Here is a 16,263-nt window from a genome sequence, read left to right on the forward strand (position 1 = left end):
GTTATTCGAGGAAGGAAACGTCGGTTTCCTTGTTCTCGACTTCAGCGTCGAGGTGGTCGCGGAAGCGCTCGATTTCGACGTCGTTCTCGTCGCGCTCCTTGCGGTCGCGCACCGAGACGGTCTGGTCTTCCTCCTCGTCGTCGCCGACGATGAGCATGTACGGCACGTTGTCGTCGTGGGCCTGCTGAATCTTCTTGCCGACCGTCCACGAGCGGTCCTCGATTTCGACGCGGAAGTCGTCCAGATACCGGTTCTGCAACTGCTTCGCGTAGCCGATGTTGTCGTCGCTCACAGGCAGGATGCGAACCTGCTCGGGTGCGAGCCACGTCGGGAACTTCCCGTTGAAGTGCTCTATCATGACGCCCATGAACCGCTCGAACGTGCCGAGCAGCGCGCGGTGGACCATCACCGGGCGGTGTTCCTCGTTGTCCTCGCCCGTGTAGGTCAGGTCGAGGCGCTCGGGGATGTTGAAGTCCAACTGGACCGTGCCGATGGTCCACTCGCGGCCGATGGCGTCCACGGCGTTGATACCGATTTTCGGACCGTAGAAGGCGGCTTCGCCAACTTCGACGTCGTATTCCAGATTCTCGGACGCGAGGGCGTCTTTCAGTGCGTCGGTGGCGGTCTCCCAGATATCGTCGCTACCGACCGCGTTGTCGCCTTTCGTCTCCAGTTTGTACTTCACTTCGAGACCGAAGTGGCCGTAGATGTCGTCGATAGCGCCGAGTACGTCCACGATTTCGCCCCGAATCTGGTCTTCTCGGATGAACGCGTGGCCGTCGTCCTGCGTGAATCCTCGGACTCGGAGCAGTCCCGACAACTCGCCCGACTGTTCGTTGCGGTAGCAGGTGCCGAACTCCGAGAACCGAACCGGCAAGTCGCGGTAGGAGTGTTGCTTGCGGTCGAAGACGTTGGCGTGGTTCGCGCAGTTCATCGGCTTGAGACCGTACTCGGTCTCGTCCTGTTCCCACGCGAACATCTCACCCGCTTCCTTGAAGTTGTCGTAGTGGCCGGTCGGCTTCCACAGTTCGGCCTTGTTGAGTTCGGGCGTCCACACTTCCTCGTAGCCGAGTTCGTCGTTCTTCGTGCGGACGTACTCTTCGAGTTCGCGGCGAATCGTCATGCCGTTCGGATGGAAGTGGACACAGCCCGGTGAGTAGTCGGGGATGGAGAACAGGTCCATCTCTTGACCGATTTTGCGGTGGTCGCGCTCTTCGGCTTCCTTGCGTCGCTGGATGAACTCCTCTAGTTCCTCCTCGCTCTCGAAGGCGGTGCCGTAGACGCGGGTCAGCATCTCGTTCTCTTCGTCGCCGCGCCAGTAGGCACCCGAGATGTTCAGGAGTGCGAACCCGCCGATTTCGCCCGTCGATTCGACGTGCGGACCCTTACAGAGGTCTTCGAACTCGCCTTGCTCGTAGAACGAAATCGTCTCCTCGTCTGCGGCCTCTGTCTCCAGAATCTCGCGCTTGAACTCGTTGTCCTCGTAGACCTCGAACGCCTCGTCGCGAGACCGCTCGAACCGTTCGATGTCGTAGTCCTCCGCGATGATGTCGTAGGCTTCTTCTTCGATTTCTTCGAGGTCTTCTTCGTCCAAATCGACACCGTAGATGTCGTAGTAGAAGCCGTCGTCCGTCCACGGGCCGATGGTTAACTTCGCGTCGGGGTAGAGTCGCTGGAGGGCTTGTGCGAAGACGTGAGCGCCGGAGTGGCGAAGTACGTCGAGGTACTCCTCGCTCTGGTCTGTGACGATTTCGATGCGTACGTCCTCGTGGAGTTCAGTCGCCTTGTCTACGAGGTCGCCGTTCACGACACCTGCGACGGTGTCTCGCCCGAGTCCGGGCCCGATTTCGTACGCGACGTCCTCGACAGACGAGCCCTCCGACAGCTCCAACTCGGAGCCGTCTGGGAGGGTGACGGTGATCTGGCTCATGTTTCTATTTCGGACGCGGACGACGGATAACGCTTTCTACACGCGGGTTGGGAGCGTTTCCAGACGAGTTGGGGGTAGCGGGCCAACTGGCCGAAACGCCGAAGAGAGCGCGTCTCTAGCCGACTTCGTTGCCGCCGACCCCCCGATTACATATATCGAAATTTAGTTTATTCGTTGGCGTACGTCCGGAGGTTGTGTCGCTCTTAGAAGGTCGAAACTCGGTTTGGGGTGGGAAGAGAGAGTCATTCCGGAAAATAGCCCCTGATTGCAGGTGAGTGGGGTGGTACTCCAACGACCTCTCTTGATTTCGCTGGGACGAGTGTCGGGTGGCTTGTGAAAGTTGTCGAGGACGAGTGATTGTTCCCATTGCAATAGCGCGGAGATACGGAATGGAGATACGGGTTGGTGGGGGTAGTTGTACGCGTGCGCGCACGAGAATGAGACATCCACAAAAATCAGACATAGTTAGACACCACGATAGAGTGTCTCCGGTCCGGTGTTCCCTGAAGTTCGACCGGTTCAACGCTCGACCGAGTCTGTCTTTGGACTAACCACCGTTCGACTGGATTGGTTCCCAGATTAGGGGCCACTCGGTCGAGTGAGTTCTGGTTTGCAGTTCACGTACGTGACGTGTGTCGAGGCGATACTGAAGTCGATAAATCGGACCGGTGTGTATCGGATCGGTGCGCCGCTCCCGAGTTTAGCGGCAACTGCGAAAACACGTTCAGAAACCGCGTCAGGCTTCGGCCGAGTCGATGTCGCCGTCGATGCGGACGAGGCGGAAGTCACACTCCGGACAGCCCCACTTCGTCTTCTCTCCGAGGTGGAGATTCGTACTCGCGGTGCGGTAGAACGTGCGCTCTGTCTCGCACTGAGGGCAGTGATGGTCAAGTTCTTGGCTCATATTCGGCAATCTAGTTGCGGCGAAGTTTAAGATACTGGTTTCTCCCTCGCTGGACACCGTCAACAGGTTCGTGGGGCGACTTGGCGGCTGCTGTCGTGTGCCAGTACGGAGAACAGTCGCTGACGACCTCTTCTACCGGACGGACAGCGGTGTCCTTGGTGAAGACATCTACGCGGATAGCAGAGATAAACTTCATAGTACGATACGAATTCTCGTGTTCGATGCCACGCTGCCGTGCAGTAGTTTCATGCCCGAGAGTCCCCAAGACGGAGTATGTCCATCACGCTCTATTCCCTCGATGGCTGCCCGTACTGCGAGAAAGTCCACGACGCCCTGGACGAGAAGGGCGTCGAGTACGAGACGGAGTGGGTCCAAGCACTCCACTCGAAGCGGAATGAAGTCAAACGAGTGAGCGGCCAGCGCGGTGTGCCCGTCCTCGTGAACGAGAGTCGCGGTGTGACGATGGCCGAGAGCGAGAAAATCGTCGAGTACGTCGAGGCCTCCCTCTAACATGAAGGTGTACACCGGGCGTGGCGACGAGGGGAAGACCGACCTCCGAGACATGTCCCGCATCTCGAAGGCGAGTCCTCGAATCGAGGCGTACGGGACCGTAGACGAACTGAACGCTCTGGTCGGCCGCGTTCGACCCTGCGGTCACGACGATGTGGACGACCACCTTCGGGAAGTACAGAACCACCTCCACGTCGTGCAGGCGGATTTCGCGAACCCGGACCCCGACGAAGACGCCCCCGTCGTGCGGGAAGAACACGTCGAACTGCTGGAAGACTGGATGGATAGCTACGACGAGGAGTTAGAGCCGCTCCAGTCGTTTATCTTACCTGGCGGAAGCGAGTCAGGTGCGAATTTACATCACGCCAGAACCGTCTGTCGGCGGGCCGAACGGCGCGCGGTCACGCTGCAGAACGACGAGGACATAAACGACGTTGCGGTGAAGTATCTCAACCGACTCTCGGACGCGTTGTTCGTGTTCGGCCGCGTCGTCAACCAACGCGACGGCGTTCCGGAAGAGTCGCCGTCGTACTGAGTCAGCGGCGACAGCGTGAGTCCGTCGCACTGCCGTGAGGTGAGTCGTCGCACTGCCGTGGTGCGATTGATTGCTGAGACCGACACGTTAATCCTGTTTCAGTGGTTTGGTACTTGTAAGCATGCGGATACGCGAGTGGCGAGACATCGTCGAAGACGTAGTCGAAAAAGACGTTGACCCCGAGGGCTGGCGCGCGCTCGGTGGAACTCGCGCGGGCGGCGTCGGTGAGGATATGTATCTCGGCCACCCGCGCGGTGGTGTCTACCTACTGAAGACGTACGCGAAGAACCCTTACGAAGTTCGCGGCGTCGGGACGCAAGTGGCGCGAAAGTTGGACGACGAAATCGGGTCGTTCCTCCCCGACAAAGAGCAAGAGAGTCGCTTCGCTGTCCAGAGTCCGCCGGGCGACGAGGGGCAGGCCAAGCGGCAAGCCCGGCACGTCGAGGAAGTCGTCAAAGCCCACGCAGACGCTCCGACGACTTCGAACGACTTCTTCGACGACCTGATGGACGCGCTCGACAGTCCGGCGTTCGGTCCCATCGACTACGACTTCGCCGACCGACCGGATTCCGTCGAAGACGTGTCCGAGCGGTTCGAGGAGGCCGAAGAGTTGCTGAACGAAGAACTGGACGACCTCATTGACGACGACGAAGTCGGGCGCGGCTTCCAATAGGTGACCGGACTATTCGTTGCTTTTCGCCGACGACGAGTAGGCTTAAGCGAGTCCGACGACACGCCACACGCATGGACGCGACTGAGTGGCAGGACGAGCGAATGCTGACGGCGAAGCGAACGAAGAAGTCGAGCGCGGACGTCGCAGTTGAACGATAACGATGGTCGGGCCACCTTCGAGCGAAGACCAGCAGGCGGCGAGGACTCGACTCAAAATCGCCATCGTCGTACTCGTGGGCGTCTCGGCGGGACTCATCACCTTCCAAGGTGGCGGGTCACTCGTCCAAATCGGGGTAGCCGTTGCCGCCGGACTTGTCCTCGGTGCGGCGTTGCTCGCTTATCTCACGCACATCGCAACTTGAACATCGCAGTTTGAACGTCGCAACCTGGACTGTGGAAGAGCCGACAACGCGACTCGAATTCTACGGGTTCACGCGCGCGACCCACTGCTGTGGGTCGTCTAACTCGGCGTCAGTCGGCAGGTTCTCCGGTCGGTCCCAGACCGCACTGGCACCGGAGAGGCCCCGACTGGTGGCGACCCTCTCGAAGAACGTCTTGCCGCGTTCGTACTGGCGGCGTTTCATGCCGAGACCGAGCAGCCGACGCAGGAGCTTCGAGAGCGGGTCTCGGCCCTGTCTTCGTGCGTCCATCTTCTCGCGGAGGTCGGCGTACTCGTCGTCGAACGCCTCGTCCATCAGTAGCTCGGCGTACCCCTCGACAGCGGTCATCGCGGCGTCAAGTTCTCTGAAGGCTTCGCGGTCGAGTTTGCCGCTTGCGAGCGCCTCGATGCCCGATTCCATGCGCTGTTCGAGGTGGTCCGAGAGCCACGGGGCCGCACCGAACTCGGCGGCGTGGGTTACTTCGTGGAAGGCGATCCATCGTCTAAATCGGTCGTAGTCCACGTCGAGCATGTCTGCGACGCGGTGGATGTTCGGGTGGACGAAGTACAGCGCGTGGTCTTCGGGTGTTTCGGCGAGTAGAAGCGGGTCGTACTGCCCGAGAACGTTCTTGGCGAGGACCGACAGCATCACCGACATTGTCCCCGTGTTAACAGTGCGGGCGACGCCGGGCAGGACTTCCGGGCCGTGTTCTTCGACCGGGCCCATCACGCGGCGGAACGTGTCGATGTTGGCGTCTATCCAGTGATGACGATTCTGTACTTCGATGGTGTCGGGTACGTCGAAATCGACACCTGCGACTTCTCGGACGCGGTTCCGTGCGTCGCGTACGTCGCTGGCGTACCCTTCTCGCTCGGCCGCCGACAGTTCCAACGACCCGGACTCTGTCGCCGCCTTCGCGGCCTCCCCGACGGCATCCCAATCGATGGGCCCCTCGCCAGACGACTCGGCGATAGCCCGGACACTACGATACAGATTCACGTCTTCGAGTTGGTGTGGAGCGGTCAAAATCTTTCTGCCGGAGCGGTGTCGGAGTCCCCCGACACACCATTGTCGCGGATGTAACGGAGAACGTACGTCTCGGGAGGTGTGGGGAGCGGTATTGGGTTCGGGACACTACTGTCGCGGATGTATCGGAATCGAGCCGATTTTTCTGGCTCGCGAACACTATTTGGCCCCTATAGCCGCTCTAAGTCGATATTCGGCCAGATTTACATACGCGAAAGTGGGGTGTGTTGGTCTTCTAGTCTTTCCCTCTAATACTGTTACAGACGCGATGGTGGTGTGTCCCCCTCACCTATATTAAACCGTCGTTTCTCTTCGGGACGGGACGACATATAGACACACAGACCATCACAAAATGATGAGTAATCACAAACAATACTGGGGAATAACAATAATAAATATTTTATTAGTGGTTAATGGAGTGGGAGAAAGGAAGGAAAGACAAGAGGAAGAGATGAAGTTACACAATCAGTCTACTACAAGACGACCAACCACAATCTCCTAGACTGTATCCCCGGCCATCGGCTATCGTCCGTTGCCAATCGTGTACGGTTCGTCGTTCGCTATCTCCAACTCATTCGTGATTACGCCAACTATTACATCCGCGAGGGGGGTGTGTACTCCCAAACGCCCCGTTTTCCGCTTCGCTAACTTCGTCCTGTTTCGTTCTCCGTCAGCCGTTTTCGTTCGAACGTCGCCTACCACTTTCCGGACAGTCGTCTGACCCGGCCTCGAACGCGAACATCCGCGAAGGTGGTCTGAGAACCCTAATCTTGGAATTACTCTCGATAGCACGTTCACTCCGCGCTCGGTTCCGAAATACATCCGCGACGGTACCCCCTACCTTTTTGTACCGAAGGGCGGAACCCCCTGTCAACAGATGGAATCTGAAGGCGACGACGACCGCGACCCGCTTTTCCGGTACGACGACCCGGTCTTCTCCGACGAGGACCTGCTTCGAATCTCCCACCTGCCCGGCCCGAACCGCATCGTGGGCCGCGACGAACACATGCAGAAGGTGGCAGAGGCATTGAACCCCGCTATCTTCGGCCAAGAACCGACACACCTGTTCATTTTCGGCAAGACTGGGACCGGGAAATCGCTCATCTCCCGCAGCGTCTCGAAACGCGTCGAGAACGAGGCCGAGCGCGAAGACGTAACCGTCGAGACGGCGTTCATCGACTGCGGTGAGCAGACGACGGAAGCGTCGGTCATCAAGACGGTCGGACGGGAACTCAACGACCCCGACGAGACGGGCATCACCGTTCCACAGCGTGGCCTCGGCACCGGTGACTACTACGACCGACTCTGGCGCATCATCGACACCTGTAGCGACGTGACCATCGTCATCCTGGACGAGATCGACATGCTCGAAGACGACGAGGTCCTCCGCAAACTCTCGCGCGCGGGAGAGAACCGCCGGGTAACCGACTCGACCATCGGCATCGTCGGCATCTCGAACAAGATTGACTTCCCGGACGAACTGAACGAACGAGTCAAGTCGAGTTTCGCCCACGACGAACTCGTCTTCCCGCCGTACGACGCCCACCAACTCATCGACATCCTCCAGAATCGTGCCGACGCGTTCCGCGATGGCGTCCTCTCTGACGACGCCGTCCCGCTCACCGCCGCGCTGGCCGCACAGGAACACGGCGACGCCCGCAAAGCTATCGACATCCTGCGAAACGCGGGTCGAATCGCCACCAAGCAGGACGATAAGGTTGTCACCGAACAGCACGTCTACGCGGCCAAGGAGAAGACCGAAGCCGACAGATTCGCAGAACTCATCGAGGGCGCACCCACGCAAGCCAAGGCCATCCTCCTCGCTCTCACACTCCTCACCGAAAATCGCCACCAAGAGCAGTTCCCGACCCAGCAAATCTACAAGCAGTACCAGTCCATCGCGTCGGAACTCGACATGGACGCCCTCTCCGAGCGCCGCGTCCAAGAAATCCTGCAAGAGCAGGACTTCCTCAACGTCATCAACTCCGAGACGAAGGGCCGGGGCCGGGGCCGTGGTGTCCACACCATGCACCGACTACTCGAAGAACCGGAAATCGTGAAGAAGGTCCTCAACCGCGACTCGCGCATCGCGGACCTCGCGCTCTGAACGATAGTTGAGACCAACGACTTCACTTCCACCGCGGACAGGGAGGCTTTTTTACCGCCGAGGGCTACGATGCTGTCGTGAACGTTCGGGGAGAAGTCGTCGATGCGGGGGAGACGCGCGCAGTCAGCACCCAGTACGGCGAGCGAAACCTCGCAGAGGTGACGGTCCGCGAGGACGACGGTCCCAAGCAGGTGACGCTCTGGGGCAAGTGGACCGAGAGCGCGGCACTGCTGGAAGAGGGGATGGAACTGCTGGTAACAGACGTCGAGACCGACCAGTATCAGGGTGAGACCACCTACTCCACTAGCAAAGAATCGTCGGTCGTCGTGGAACCCGGTTTTCTGGTGGACGTGACCGACATCCGCTCGTGGGTGCAGTGTCCGCGGATGTACTACCTCAACAAGATTTCGGGGATTCCACTCAATTACCCCGTGGTCAAGGGGACCATCGTCCACGAGGTGTTCGGCGACCTCCTCCGCGGCAGAGAACTCGATGACTCCATCGAGGAGCGGGTCGAAGAGGCGGGCCTCCAACTCGGCCTGCTCGGCATGGAGGCGAGCGACGTAGCCGACGAGGTGCGCCAGAACGCCAAAGCTATCGAAGGCTGGCTACAGCAGGGCGTGCTTACAGAAGAAGACGACTGGCGAAGCGAGCAACTACTCGTCAGCCAGCAGTACGGCATCAAAGGCCGTGCCGACGCCCTGCGGCGGGGGATGCCCGTCGAACTGAAGACCGGCAAGAACCTCAAGCGCGACCCCAGATTCCAGGACAAGATTCAGGCGGTCTGTTACGCGCTCCTCCTTCGGGAGAAGGGCGTCCCGGCCGACACAGGAACCCTCCTGTACACGAAAAATACCGCGCTCGACCGCGGCGACGAGAGCGGCGACCTCTCGCCCGCCAAGGAGTTCTCCATCGGCGATGGCCTGCTCGACTTCGTCGTTCGCACGCGCAACGAAATCGCGGCGATGGAGTACGAGACGGACGTGCCGACCGGCTACGAGGCCGACGCGACCTGCGAGTACTGTTTCGAGCAGGACACCTGCATGGTCGTCTCGGGCCGACTCGACCAGGAGTCGAAAGCGGGCCAAATCGGCAACGCGCTCCCCGAGGAAGAGCAACGCTACTTCGAGAAGATGTACCGCCTCGTGGAAGAGGAGCGTGGCGCGACCCACGAGGAGTACGCGAAACTCTGGGAGCAGACGCCCGAAGAGCGCGCGGACGACGACCGCGCGCTCATCGACTTGAAGCCCGGTTCTCAAGTCGAAATCGAAGGCGGTCGCTGGGAACTGCGCGCCACCCGCACGAGCGACGCAGTCTCGAAGATTCGCGAAGGCGACGTCGTCCTCGCCAGCGACGGCGACCCAATCGGTGGCCACGCCGAGATGGCGCGCGTGAAGCAACTGGGCGAGGAAGTCGTCGTCACAGCCGACGAATCGGTCGAACTCCGGCGACTCGACGTGTACCCCTCCGAACTCTCGGCTGACCGAATGTTGACCGCGCTCCACGACTTCGTGCTGAAGGGCGACCCGCGCCAGAAGGACGTGCTGTTCGACCGCGCCTCCCCTGACTTCTCTGCCAACCACCAGACCTACATCGACAACAACGAGGCACAGAACGAGGCGGTGAACCTCGCCACGAACGCCGAGGACTTCGCGCTGGTCCACGGTCCGCCAGGGACGGGCAAGACGTACACCATCGCCAGAATCATCCGCGCGATGGTCGAGCAGAGCGAGGCGACGGAGTCGCCTCGAAACGGAGGCGGTGCAACCGCCGAAGGGGGAGAAACCGCTCTCCTTTCCGCATTCACCAACCGCGCCGTGGACAACGCCCTAGAAGCCCTCCGCGACCAAGGCTTCGAAGACGTTGTACGAGTTGGAACGGAAAACGGTGTCCGGCCGGACATGCAGGACCTTCGCTTCGAACAGGGTGGCGACCCGAACGAGCGCGTGAAAGAACTCCGGGACGCGAGCGTGGTCGCCGCCACGACGGCGACCTGTGGCTCGCGCATCATGCGCGAACAGCACTTCGACGTGGCGCTGGTGGACGAGGCTTCCCAACTCACCGAACCCGCCACGCTCGCGGCGCTCAACCTCGCCGACCGCTTCGTCCTCGTGGGCGACCACCAGCAGTTGCCGCCGGTCGTCAGAACTGAAAACGACCTCTCGACTTCGCTCTTCCAACGACTCATCGAGACCTACCCCGATTCTGGTGTGATGCTCGACCGACAGTACCGGATGAGCCAGCGCATCCAGGCGTTCGCCTCGCGGGAGTTCTACGACGGCGAGCTACGCCCTGCCACAGGTGACGTCGCCGGACAGCGATTGGCTGCACTGCCGGACGTGGACACGTCCGCGCTCCCCAACGACCTCCAGAACGGCGTCTCGTTCGTAGACCCCGACGGCGAGACGGTGGGGAACACGAACCCAATCGAAGCGGACCGCGTTGCGGAGGTCGTTCAGTCGTTCCTCGACGCTGGTTTGAGTCCCGATGAAGTCGGCGTCATCGCGCCGTTCCGCGCGCAGGTCGCCGAGATTGGTCGGAGAGTTTCTGCGGGCGTCACCGTCGATACGGTGGACAGATTCCAGGGGTCCAGCAAGGAGGTCATCGTGGTGTCGTTCGTGGCGACTGGGAACTTGGAGAGTCCCATCTTCGAAGACTACCGGCGAGTGAACGTCGCGCTCACGCGAGCGAAGAAGTCCCTGGTTCTCGTGGGTGACGAGGCGGCGCTCTGTACGGACCCGCTCTACTCCCGGATGGTGGACTGGGCGAAGTAGGGGGTCGAATCTGTCGGCGACGTGCCTCCGGGAACTGCGACGCGCGCGCCGACTGGCAGATGCGGAGATTCGAAACTCGGTCGTCGTTTCCCAGCGCGCACCCACAATCTGGCCGCGAGCAAATTTCAAGAGTCGCCCGAACTTTACAAACAGTCCCGCCGAAACGAAGTTACTTTCCCGACACGAACCGGGGAACGTTGCCGCGACACCCCGGAAACCATGCGAAAGCCAACACACGAGGCACAACTTCCGGTACGTTTAAGAGTTCCACGAGTGCGGATTAATGATATGAGTGGGCGACCGCTAGACGTGCTCGAAGCTTCCCTCGAAGAAGAGGTCACGGTTCGACTGAAAGGTGGCGAGGAGTACGTCGGCGTGCTGACTGGCTACGACCAGCACATGAATCTAGTATTGGAGGACGACGAAGACACAACCATTATACGCGGCGATAACTTGGTTTCCATCAAACCATGACTGGTGCAGGAACACCGAGCCAAGGAAAGAAGAACAAGACGACGCACGTGAAGTGCCGTCGCTGTGGTGAGAAGTCCTACCACGTGAAGAAGAAGCAGTGCTCGTCGTGCGGCTTCGGCAAATCCGCCAAACGCCGCGACTACGAGTGGCAGAGCAAAGCTGGCGAGTAACTCGTCGATTGCCCCGAACGGGGTCTCTTTGCGTTCTCTCTGTCGGCTAGTTCGGTAGTGGTGAATATACAGTAGCGACTGCTTTGAAACGACGTTTGTTCGACTTTCTGACTATCACTGTAGAGTAGTTACTTCTTCGAAATCCCCGACCCGCTCGCGGTCGCTGACACGGGATATTCGCGGCTCTCCACACAGTCCGCCGCGAATACTGGCCCGCCGCGAATACTGGCCCGCGCAGACGACCATGGCAAGCGCGAGCGCGCCGCCCCTTTCAGTCCCACCCTATTGGCTACTGTCACCGAGCTTTTCGGGTGGTTTGGTTCATCAAGCGCATCTGTCGGTTAACCAATAAGATCCGACATCAGATACACGAACGTGCATACTCTACTCCTGTCGAACCAGAAATTCGGCACGATAGCGAGGGTTTTTACTACTGGCCCGGCCAACCTCCACCCATGCCAGACGGCCGGGACCCCCTCGAAGGGCCGACTGAGAAGTGCGGCGTAGTCGGCGTCTCGCTCGCAGACCGCGACGCCGCTCGCCCACTGTACTACTCGCTGTACGCGCTCCAACACCGCGGCCAAGAGTCCGCGGGAATCGTCACCCACGACGGGTTCCAACAGCACGACCACGTCGAGATGGGCCTCGTCGGGGACGCCTTCGACGAGGACGACATCGAGAGTCTGCGCGGGAGCGCGGGCATCGGCCACGTTCGCTACCCCACCGCGGGGAGCGTGGACAAGTCCTGCGCCCAACCATTTACGGTGTCGTTCAAGAGCGGCGCGCTCGGCTTGAGCCACAACGGCAACCTCGTCAACGCCGAAGAGGTGCGCGACCAACTGGCCGGGAAGGGCCACGCCTTCACCTCCGACGGCGACACCGAGGTCATCGCGCACGATTTGGCGCGCAACCTGCTGGAAGCCGACCTCGTGCGCGCGGTGAAGCGAACGATGGGTCGAATTCACGGCTCGTACTCGCTGACCATTATGCACGACGACACCGTCCTCGGCGCGCGCGACCCCGAGGGAAATCGCCCGCTCTGCATCGGAAAACTCGATGACGGCTACGTCGTCGCCAGCGAGTCGGCGGCCATCGACACGCTCGACGGCGAACTCGTTCGGGACGTGAAACCCGGCGAACTCGTCGTCCTGCGACCCGACGGCGAGGGGTTCGACTCCTATCAACTGTTCGAACGCGAGAATACGGCTCACTGCTTCTTCGAACACGTCTACTTCGCACGCCCCGACAGCGTCATCGACGACAACCTCGTCTACGAAGTTCGCCGCGAATTGGGGCGCAAACTCTGGGACGAGAGCGGCATCGACACCGACGTCGTGATGCCCGTCCCCGACTCCGGACGCGCGTTCGCATCCGGCTACGCCGAAGCGGCCCAAGAATCCGGCGCGACAGTCGAGTTCGCGGAGGGGATGATGAAGAACCGCTACGTCGGCCGCACCTTCATCATGCCGACTCAGGACGAACGCGAGCGCGCGGTCCGCCTCAAGTTGAACCCCATCAAATCGACGGTCGAGGGCAAGACCGTGACGCTCATCGACGACAGCATCGTTCGCGGGACGACTTCGACCCAACTCGTCCAACTACTCAAAGACTGCGGCGCGGCCGAAGTCCACATGCGAATCGGCGCGCCGCCAATCGTCGCGCCCTGCTACATGGGCATCAACATGGCGACCCGCGAGGAACTCATCGCCGCGGACAAGTCCGTCGAGGAGATTCGAGAGGCGATTTCGGCCGACAGCCTCTCCTATCTCTCGAAGGACGCCGTCGCCGAGGCCCTCGACACCGACCGTCTCGACCTCTGTATGGGCTGTGTCACTGGCGAGTACCCCTACGACATCGACGGCGAGGAGACCGACCGCGAGGTCGAACGTCCCGTGGTCGCCGACGCCGCGAGCGCGGACGACTGAACCTCGTTCCCGCTCGCGTCTTCAATCTCCGGAAACCGTCACCCGAATCCGCCGCCACTCTTCTGCGAGCGCGTCGCGTTTGACGAGTGTGAACCCCGCGACGATGACCACGAACCCGACGACCGTCGCGAGGTCGATGGTTTCACTGAGTAGTAGCCATCCACCGAACGCCGCGAAGATGGGTGCGACGTAGCCGACGAGGTTGATTTCGACTGGGCCGAGCGAGTCGAGCAAGCGAAAGTAGAGTAGAAAACCTAGACAGCCAGCGACCGGTGCGAGGTAGGCCAGCGCGAGAATCGCGGTCGGTGTCCACTCGACGGCGCTGAGCGATTCGTCCGGCAGTGCGGCACTGGTCAGGTGAAGCAATCCCGCTCCCAACAGCATCATCCACGCTTGCTGTGGAACTGGCGGCAGGTCGCTACTCTCGGTCCGTCGGAGCAGTACTGCCCCGAGTGCAAAACTCGCGGCCGCGAGCAGGATGAGTCCTTTTCCAACGACTCCCGGCGCGAGCAGTCTGTCTGGGTCGGGACTGGCGACGATGGCGACTCCGGCGAGGCCGACGAGTAAGCCGAACGTTCCGACCCGACCGAGGCGCTCGCTCGGGAGTAAGGCCCGCGCGAACACCGTGGTCAGAATCGGGTCGAGACTGATGATGATGGCCGCGACGGCACTGGTCGTGTACTGCTGACCGACGAACATGAACGCGTGGTGGGCCGCGATGAACGTCGCGGCGCCGACGGCGACCGGAAGCCACTCTACCCATCCGCGGGGTCGCCAACGCTCTGCATCGCCGAACCGCCCCGACCTACCCACCGAAATCCCGACGTACGCCAGTAACAGCAGACCTGCGAGGTCGTAGCGGAGCGCCGCGAAGAGTACGGGCGGAACGTACGGCAGTCCGGCCTCGACGGCGACGAACGAAGTCCCCCAGAGTGCCGAGAGCAGGAGAAACGACGCGAGAGCCCGGTAGCGAGTCACGGCGGTTAGTTCGGGTGGGCGCGTAAAGTAGTTTGTCAGGGTGTGACATGGGGTGTGAAGGGGACGGAAGCGTCCTCGCTCAGAATAGATAGAGCATCAGGTAGACGACGATGCCGAGCGAGAACGAGACGAGCCAGAGACTCGCCGCGATTCGCCCGACTCGGGGGTGGTTCGTCGCGGGCAGTTCAGAGACAGGTCGAGTCAGCGCGAGCAGGAGCACGTAGTACAGCAGTGGGATGCAGACCACCGCCAGCAGGACGTGAATCCCGAGGACGGGGTAGTAGACGAACTGCTCGACTACGTCCGGGCCGTCGAACGGCGTCGGGCCTTTCAGCGCGACTCGATAGAGGTACAGCACGAGAAACGTGGCGAACAACACGACACCAGCTATCATCCCCGTGCGGTGACGGGCGACGTCTCCCCGTCGAATCGAGCGCCACGCCGCCGCGATGACGCCGATGGCGACGACGCTGATGGCAGCGTTGATGTGTGGGATGGCTGCCAGTACGGCGTCTGGAGCGCGGGGAAGCGCACTCGCCGGGACGACTTGGAGCGCGACGGAAAACACCAGCGCCAGCGAGACGACGCTGAGGACGCCGGTCAGTGCCGGTACGTGCCGCTTGGCGAACCGTTGCATAGCGGGTCGTTGGCACGCCGAGAGGAAAGGTCTGCCGTGTGGCGTCGTACCGCCCGCGCCGAGAAATGAAAGGCCTTTTATTTACCGGCGGGTTACGAGTGAGTGCGAGAAAGACCCAGCGAGCGTGGGTAGCCAAGCTAGGCCAACGGCGCAGCGTTGAGGGCGCTGTCCCGTAGGGGTCCGCCGGTTCAAATCCGGTCCCACGCATCGCATGCGTGGCTTTGCCACGTTACGCCGAGGCGGTGTAACCGCCGAGGACGATGCAGGTGGAGTCCCTTGGGACTGCACCCACGCAAAATTCTACTGAAACAACTTCGACCAGCGAACGCTGGTTCGTTTCATTCGTACTCGATTGCGACAGTCAGCAGTCCTCCTGCGCACTCGTCGCCGGATACAGACGCGACGCACCCCCGTTCTCCGTCGTGCCACTGGTGCCACGGGCCGACGAGCAACTTCGTCGGTTCGCCGTCCACGCGAACCGGAAGTTCTCGGTAGAGTCGCGTTTCGTCGGCGGTGTGCGAGACGGCCCTCGAAGCGACTACTTCGACCGTCGCGCCAACTCGACAGTGTTCGCGCGTGAGCAAGCCGCGGACGGACTGGTCGTCACTCGGACCAGATTTGCTACGTTCGTCCGCCCCACGCGCCGCTCGTCGGCGACTGTCGTCGAGTTGCGTCACTACTCGGGAGTCGTCTGGACGCGGCAAAAGCGGTGGCGACGGTTCACCGTTTCGCGGGTCAATCGCCGAACTGCTCGGCGTCGAACAGTCGCGTCCGAACGAAAACAGTTCACGACCAGTAGAAAGCCGCGATTAAAGCCCTTCGAACGCTCGAATCTGCTCGCGCCACTGTTCCGGAATCGGCACCGAGGACTCTGTCTCGCGGTCGTAGACGACTTGAATCGTCTCGCCAGTCGCGGCCACCTCGCCGTTCGCGCGGACCTCGTACTCCATCGGCACGGACGATTCGCCGAGTTCCGGGACGCGGAGTGCGACCGTCACGTCGTCTCCGTGTCGAATCGGTTTCCGGTAGTCGAGTTCGAGGTGGGCCAGTACGGAATCGACTTCCGACAGCGATTCGGCGAAGACTTCCTCGAAGTACGCCACGCGCGCTTCTTCGAGGTAGGTCGCGTACACTGCGTTGTTCACGTGCCCCATGCTGTCGATGTCGTTGAATCGCACGTCGATATCTACTGCCAGCGAGTAGTCGGCCATCGCCCGGTAGTTGTGCGCTCGACAGTTTAA

General features: G+C 61.1%; 16 protein-coding genes and 1 tRNA gene. 10 read left to right on the plus strand and 7 right to left on the minus strand.

All coding sequences use genetic code 11. The features are described from left to right. Window position 1: 1 nt before the first annotated feature. Window positions 2–1,930 carry a threonine--tRNA ligase gene (gene thrS, locus F7R90_RS04910; protein ID WP_158056156.1) on the minus strand — a complete coding sequence of 643 codons (1,929 nt, stop codon included), beginning with the start codon at window positions 1,928–1,930 and terminating at the stop codon, window positions 2–4. Window positions 1,931–2,666: 736 nt separating this feature from the next. Continuing rightward, a complete protein-coding gene (locus F7R90_RS22060; RefSeq protein ID WP_192498402.1) occupies window positions 2,667–2,834 on the minus strand; it encodes a DUF7838 family putative zinc beta-ribbon protein in 168 nt (55 codons plus the stop codon). A gap of 273 nt (window positions 2,835–3,107) precedes the next feature. On the opposite strand from F7R90_RS22060, the gene F7R90_RS04915 reads away from it, so the two are divergent. The 4 genes from F7R90_RS04915 to F7R90_RS04930 all read left to right on the plus strand — a co-directional run bounded on the left by F7R90_RS04915 (window position 3,108) and on the right by F7R90_RS04930 (window position 4,913). Then, window positions 3,108–3,344 (plus strand): glutaredoxin family protein, encoded by a 237-nt coding sequence (locus F7R90_RS04915; RefSeq protein WP_158056157.1) that lies wholly within the window; start codon window positions 3,108–3,110, stop codon window positions 3,342–3,344. A 1-nt stretch (window position 3,345) separates the two neighbouring features. After that, window positions 3,346–3,879 (plus strand): cob(I)yrinic acid a,c-diamide adenosyltransferase, encoded by a 534-nt coding sequence (locus F7R90_RS04920; RefSeq protein ID WP_158056158.1) that lies wholly within the window; start codon window positions 3,346–3,348, stop codon window positions 3,877–3,879. Between the two features lie 121 nt (window positions 3,880–4,000). Next, window positions 4,001–4,552 carry a hypothetical protein gene (locus tag F7R90_RS04925; protein WP_158056159.1) on the plus strand — a complete coding sequence of 184 codons (552 nt, stop codon included), beginning with the start codon at window positions 4,001–4,003 and terminating at the stop codon, window positions 4,550–4,552. Window positions 4,553–4,712: 160 nt separating this feature from the next. Then, on the plus strand, window positions 4,713–4,913 hold the full coding sequence (locus F7R90_RS04930) for a hypothetical protein (RefSeq protein ID WP_158056160.1): 201 nt from the start codon (window positions 4,713–4,715) through the stop codon (window positions 4,911–4,913). A 60-nt stretch (window positions 4,914–4,973) separates the two neighbouring features. Here F7R90_RS04930 and F7R90_RS04935 read toward each other — a convergent pair whose 3' ends face one another. Further along, window positions 4,974–5,930, minus strand: coding sequence for a zinc-dependent metalloprotease (locus F7R90_RS04935; RefSeq protein WP_158056161.1), 957 nt, complete (start codon window positions 5,928–5,930; stop codon window positions 4,974–4,976). A 904-nt stretch (window positions 5,931–6,834) separates the two neighbouring features. On the opposite strand from F7R90_RS04935, the gene F7R90_RS04940 reads away from it, so the two are divergent. From F7R90_RS04940 to purF, 5 genes are all read left to right on the plus strand, one after another. Continuing rightward, entirely contained in the window at window positions 6,835–8,064 is a 1,230-nt protein-coding gene (locus tag F7R90_RS04940) for a Cdc6/Cdc18 family protein (RefSeq protein WP_158056162.1), read from the plus strand. 77 nt (window positions 8,065–8,141) lie between these two features. Continuing rightward, the gene (locus tag F7R90_RS04945) at window positions 8,142–10,838 is read left to right on the plus strand and encodes an AAA domain-containing protein (RefSeq protein ID WP_158056163.1); all 2,697 of its coding nucleotides are present in this window, start codon (window positions 8,142–8,144) and stop codon (window positions 10,836–10,838) included. A gap of 288 nt (window positions 10,839–11,126) precedes the next feature. Next, window positions 11,127–11,312: an LSM domain-containing protein gene (locus tag F7R90_RS04950; protein ID WP_158056164.1), complete on the plus strand. Its 186-nt coding sequence runs from the start codon at window positions 11,127–11,129 to the stop codon at window positions 11,310–11,312. Next, on the plus strand, window positions 11,309–11,482 hold the full coding sequence (locus tag F7R90_RS04955) for a 50S ribosomal protein L37e (protein WP_158056165.1): 174 nt from the start codon (window positions 11,309–11,311) through the stop codon (window positions 11,480–11,482). Before F7R90_RS04950 ends, F7R90_RS04955 begins: the two co-directional genes overlap by 4 nt. Window positions 11,483–11,937: 455 nt before the next feature. After that, complete coding sequence (gene purF, locus F7R90_RS04960) at window positions 11,938–13,407, plus strand: amidophosphoribosyltransferase (protein ID WP_158056166.1); 1,470 nt, start codon at window positions 11,938–11,940, stop codon at window positions 13,405–13,407. A gap of 21 nt (window positions 13,408–13,428) precedes the next feature. On the opposite strand, the gene F7R90_RS04965 is transcribed toward purF, so the two are convergent. Together F7R90_RS04965 and F7R90_RS04970 are read right to left on the minus strand one after the other, a co-directional pair. After that, window positions 13,429–14,385: a DMT family transporter gene (locus F7R90_RS04965; RefSeq protein WP_158056167.1), complete on the minus strand. Its 957-nt coding sequence runs from the start codon at window positions 14,383–14,385 to the stop codon at window positions 13,429–13,431. A 79-nt stretch (window positions 14,386–14,464) separates the two neighbouring features. Continuing rightward, entirely contained in the window at window positions 14,465–15,022 is a 558-nt protein-coding gene (locus tag F7R90_RS04970) for a DUF420 domain-containing protein (RefSeq protein ID WP_158056168.1), read from the minus strand. A gap of 122 nt (window positions 15,023–15,144) precedes the next feature. Here F7R90_RS04970 and F7R90_RS04975 point away from each other — a divergent pair. Further along, window positions 15,145–15,229 (plus strand) — tRNA-Leu (locus F7R90_RS04975). A gap of 131 nt (window positions 15,230–15,360) precedes the next feature. Here F7R90_RS04975 and F7R90_RS04980 read toward each other — a convergent pair. Continuing rightward, window positions 15,361–15,699 (minus strand): hypothetical protein, encoded by a 339-nt coding sequence (locus tag F7R90_RS04980; protein WP_158056169.1) that lies wholly within the window; start codon window positions 15,697–15,699, stop codon window positions 15,361–15,363. 132 nt (window positions 15,700–15,831) lie between these two features. Continuing rightward, complete coding sequence (locus F7R90_RS04985; protein ID WP_192498403.1) at window positions 15,832–16,233, minus strand: acyl-CoA thioesterase; 402 nt, start codon at window positions 16,231–16,233, stop codon at window positions 15,832–15,834. Window positions 16,234–16,263: the final 30 nt, after the last annotated feature.

Source organism: Halorussus halophilus (genome assembly GCF_008831545.1).
GTDB lineage: Archaea > Halobacteriota > Halobacteria > Halobacteriales > Haladaptataceae > Halorussus > Halorussus halophilus.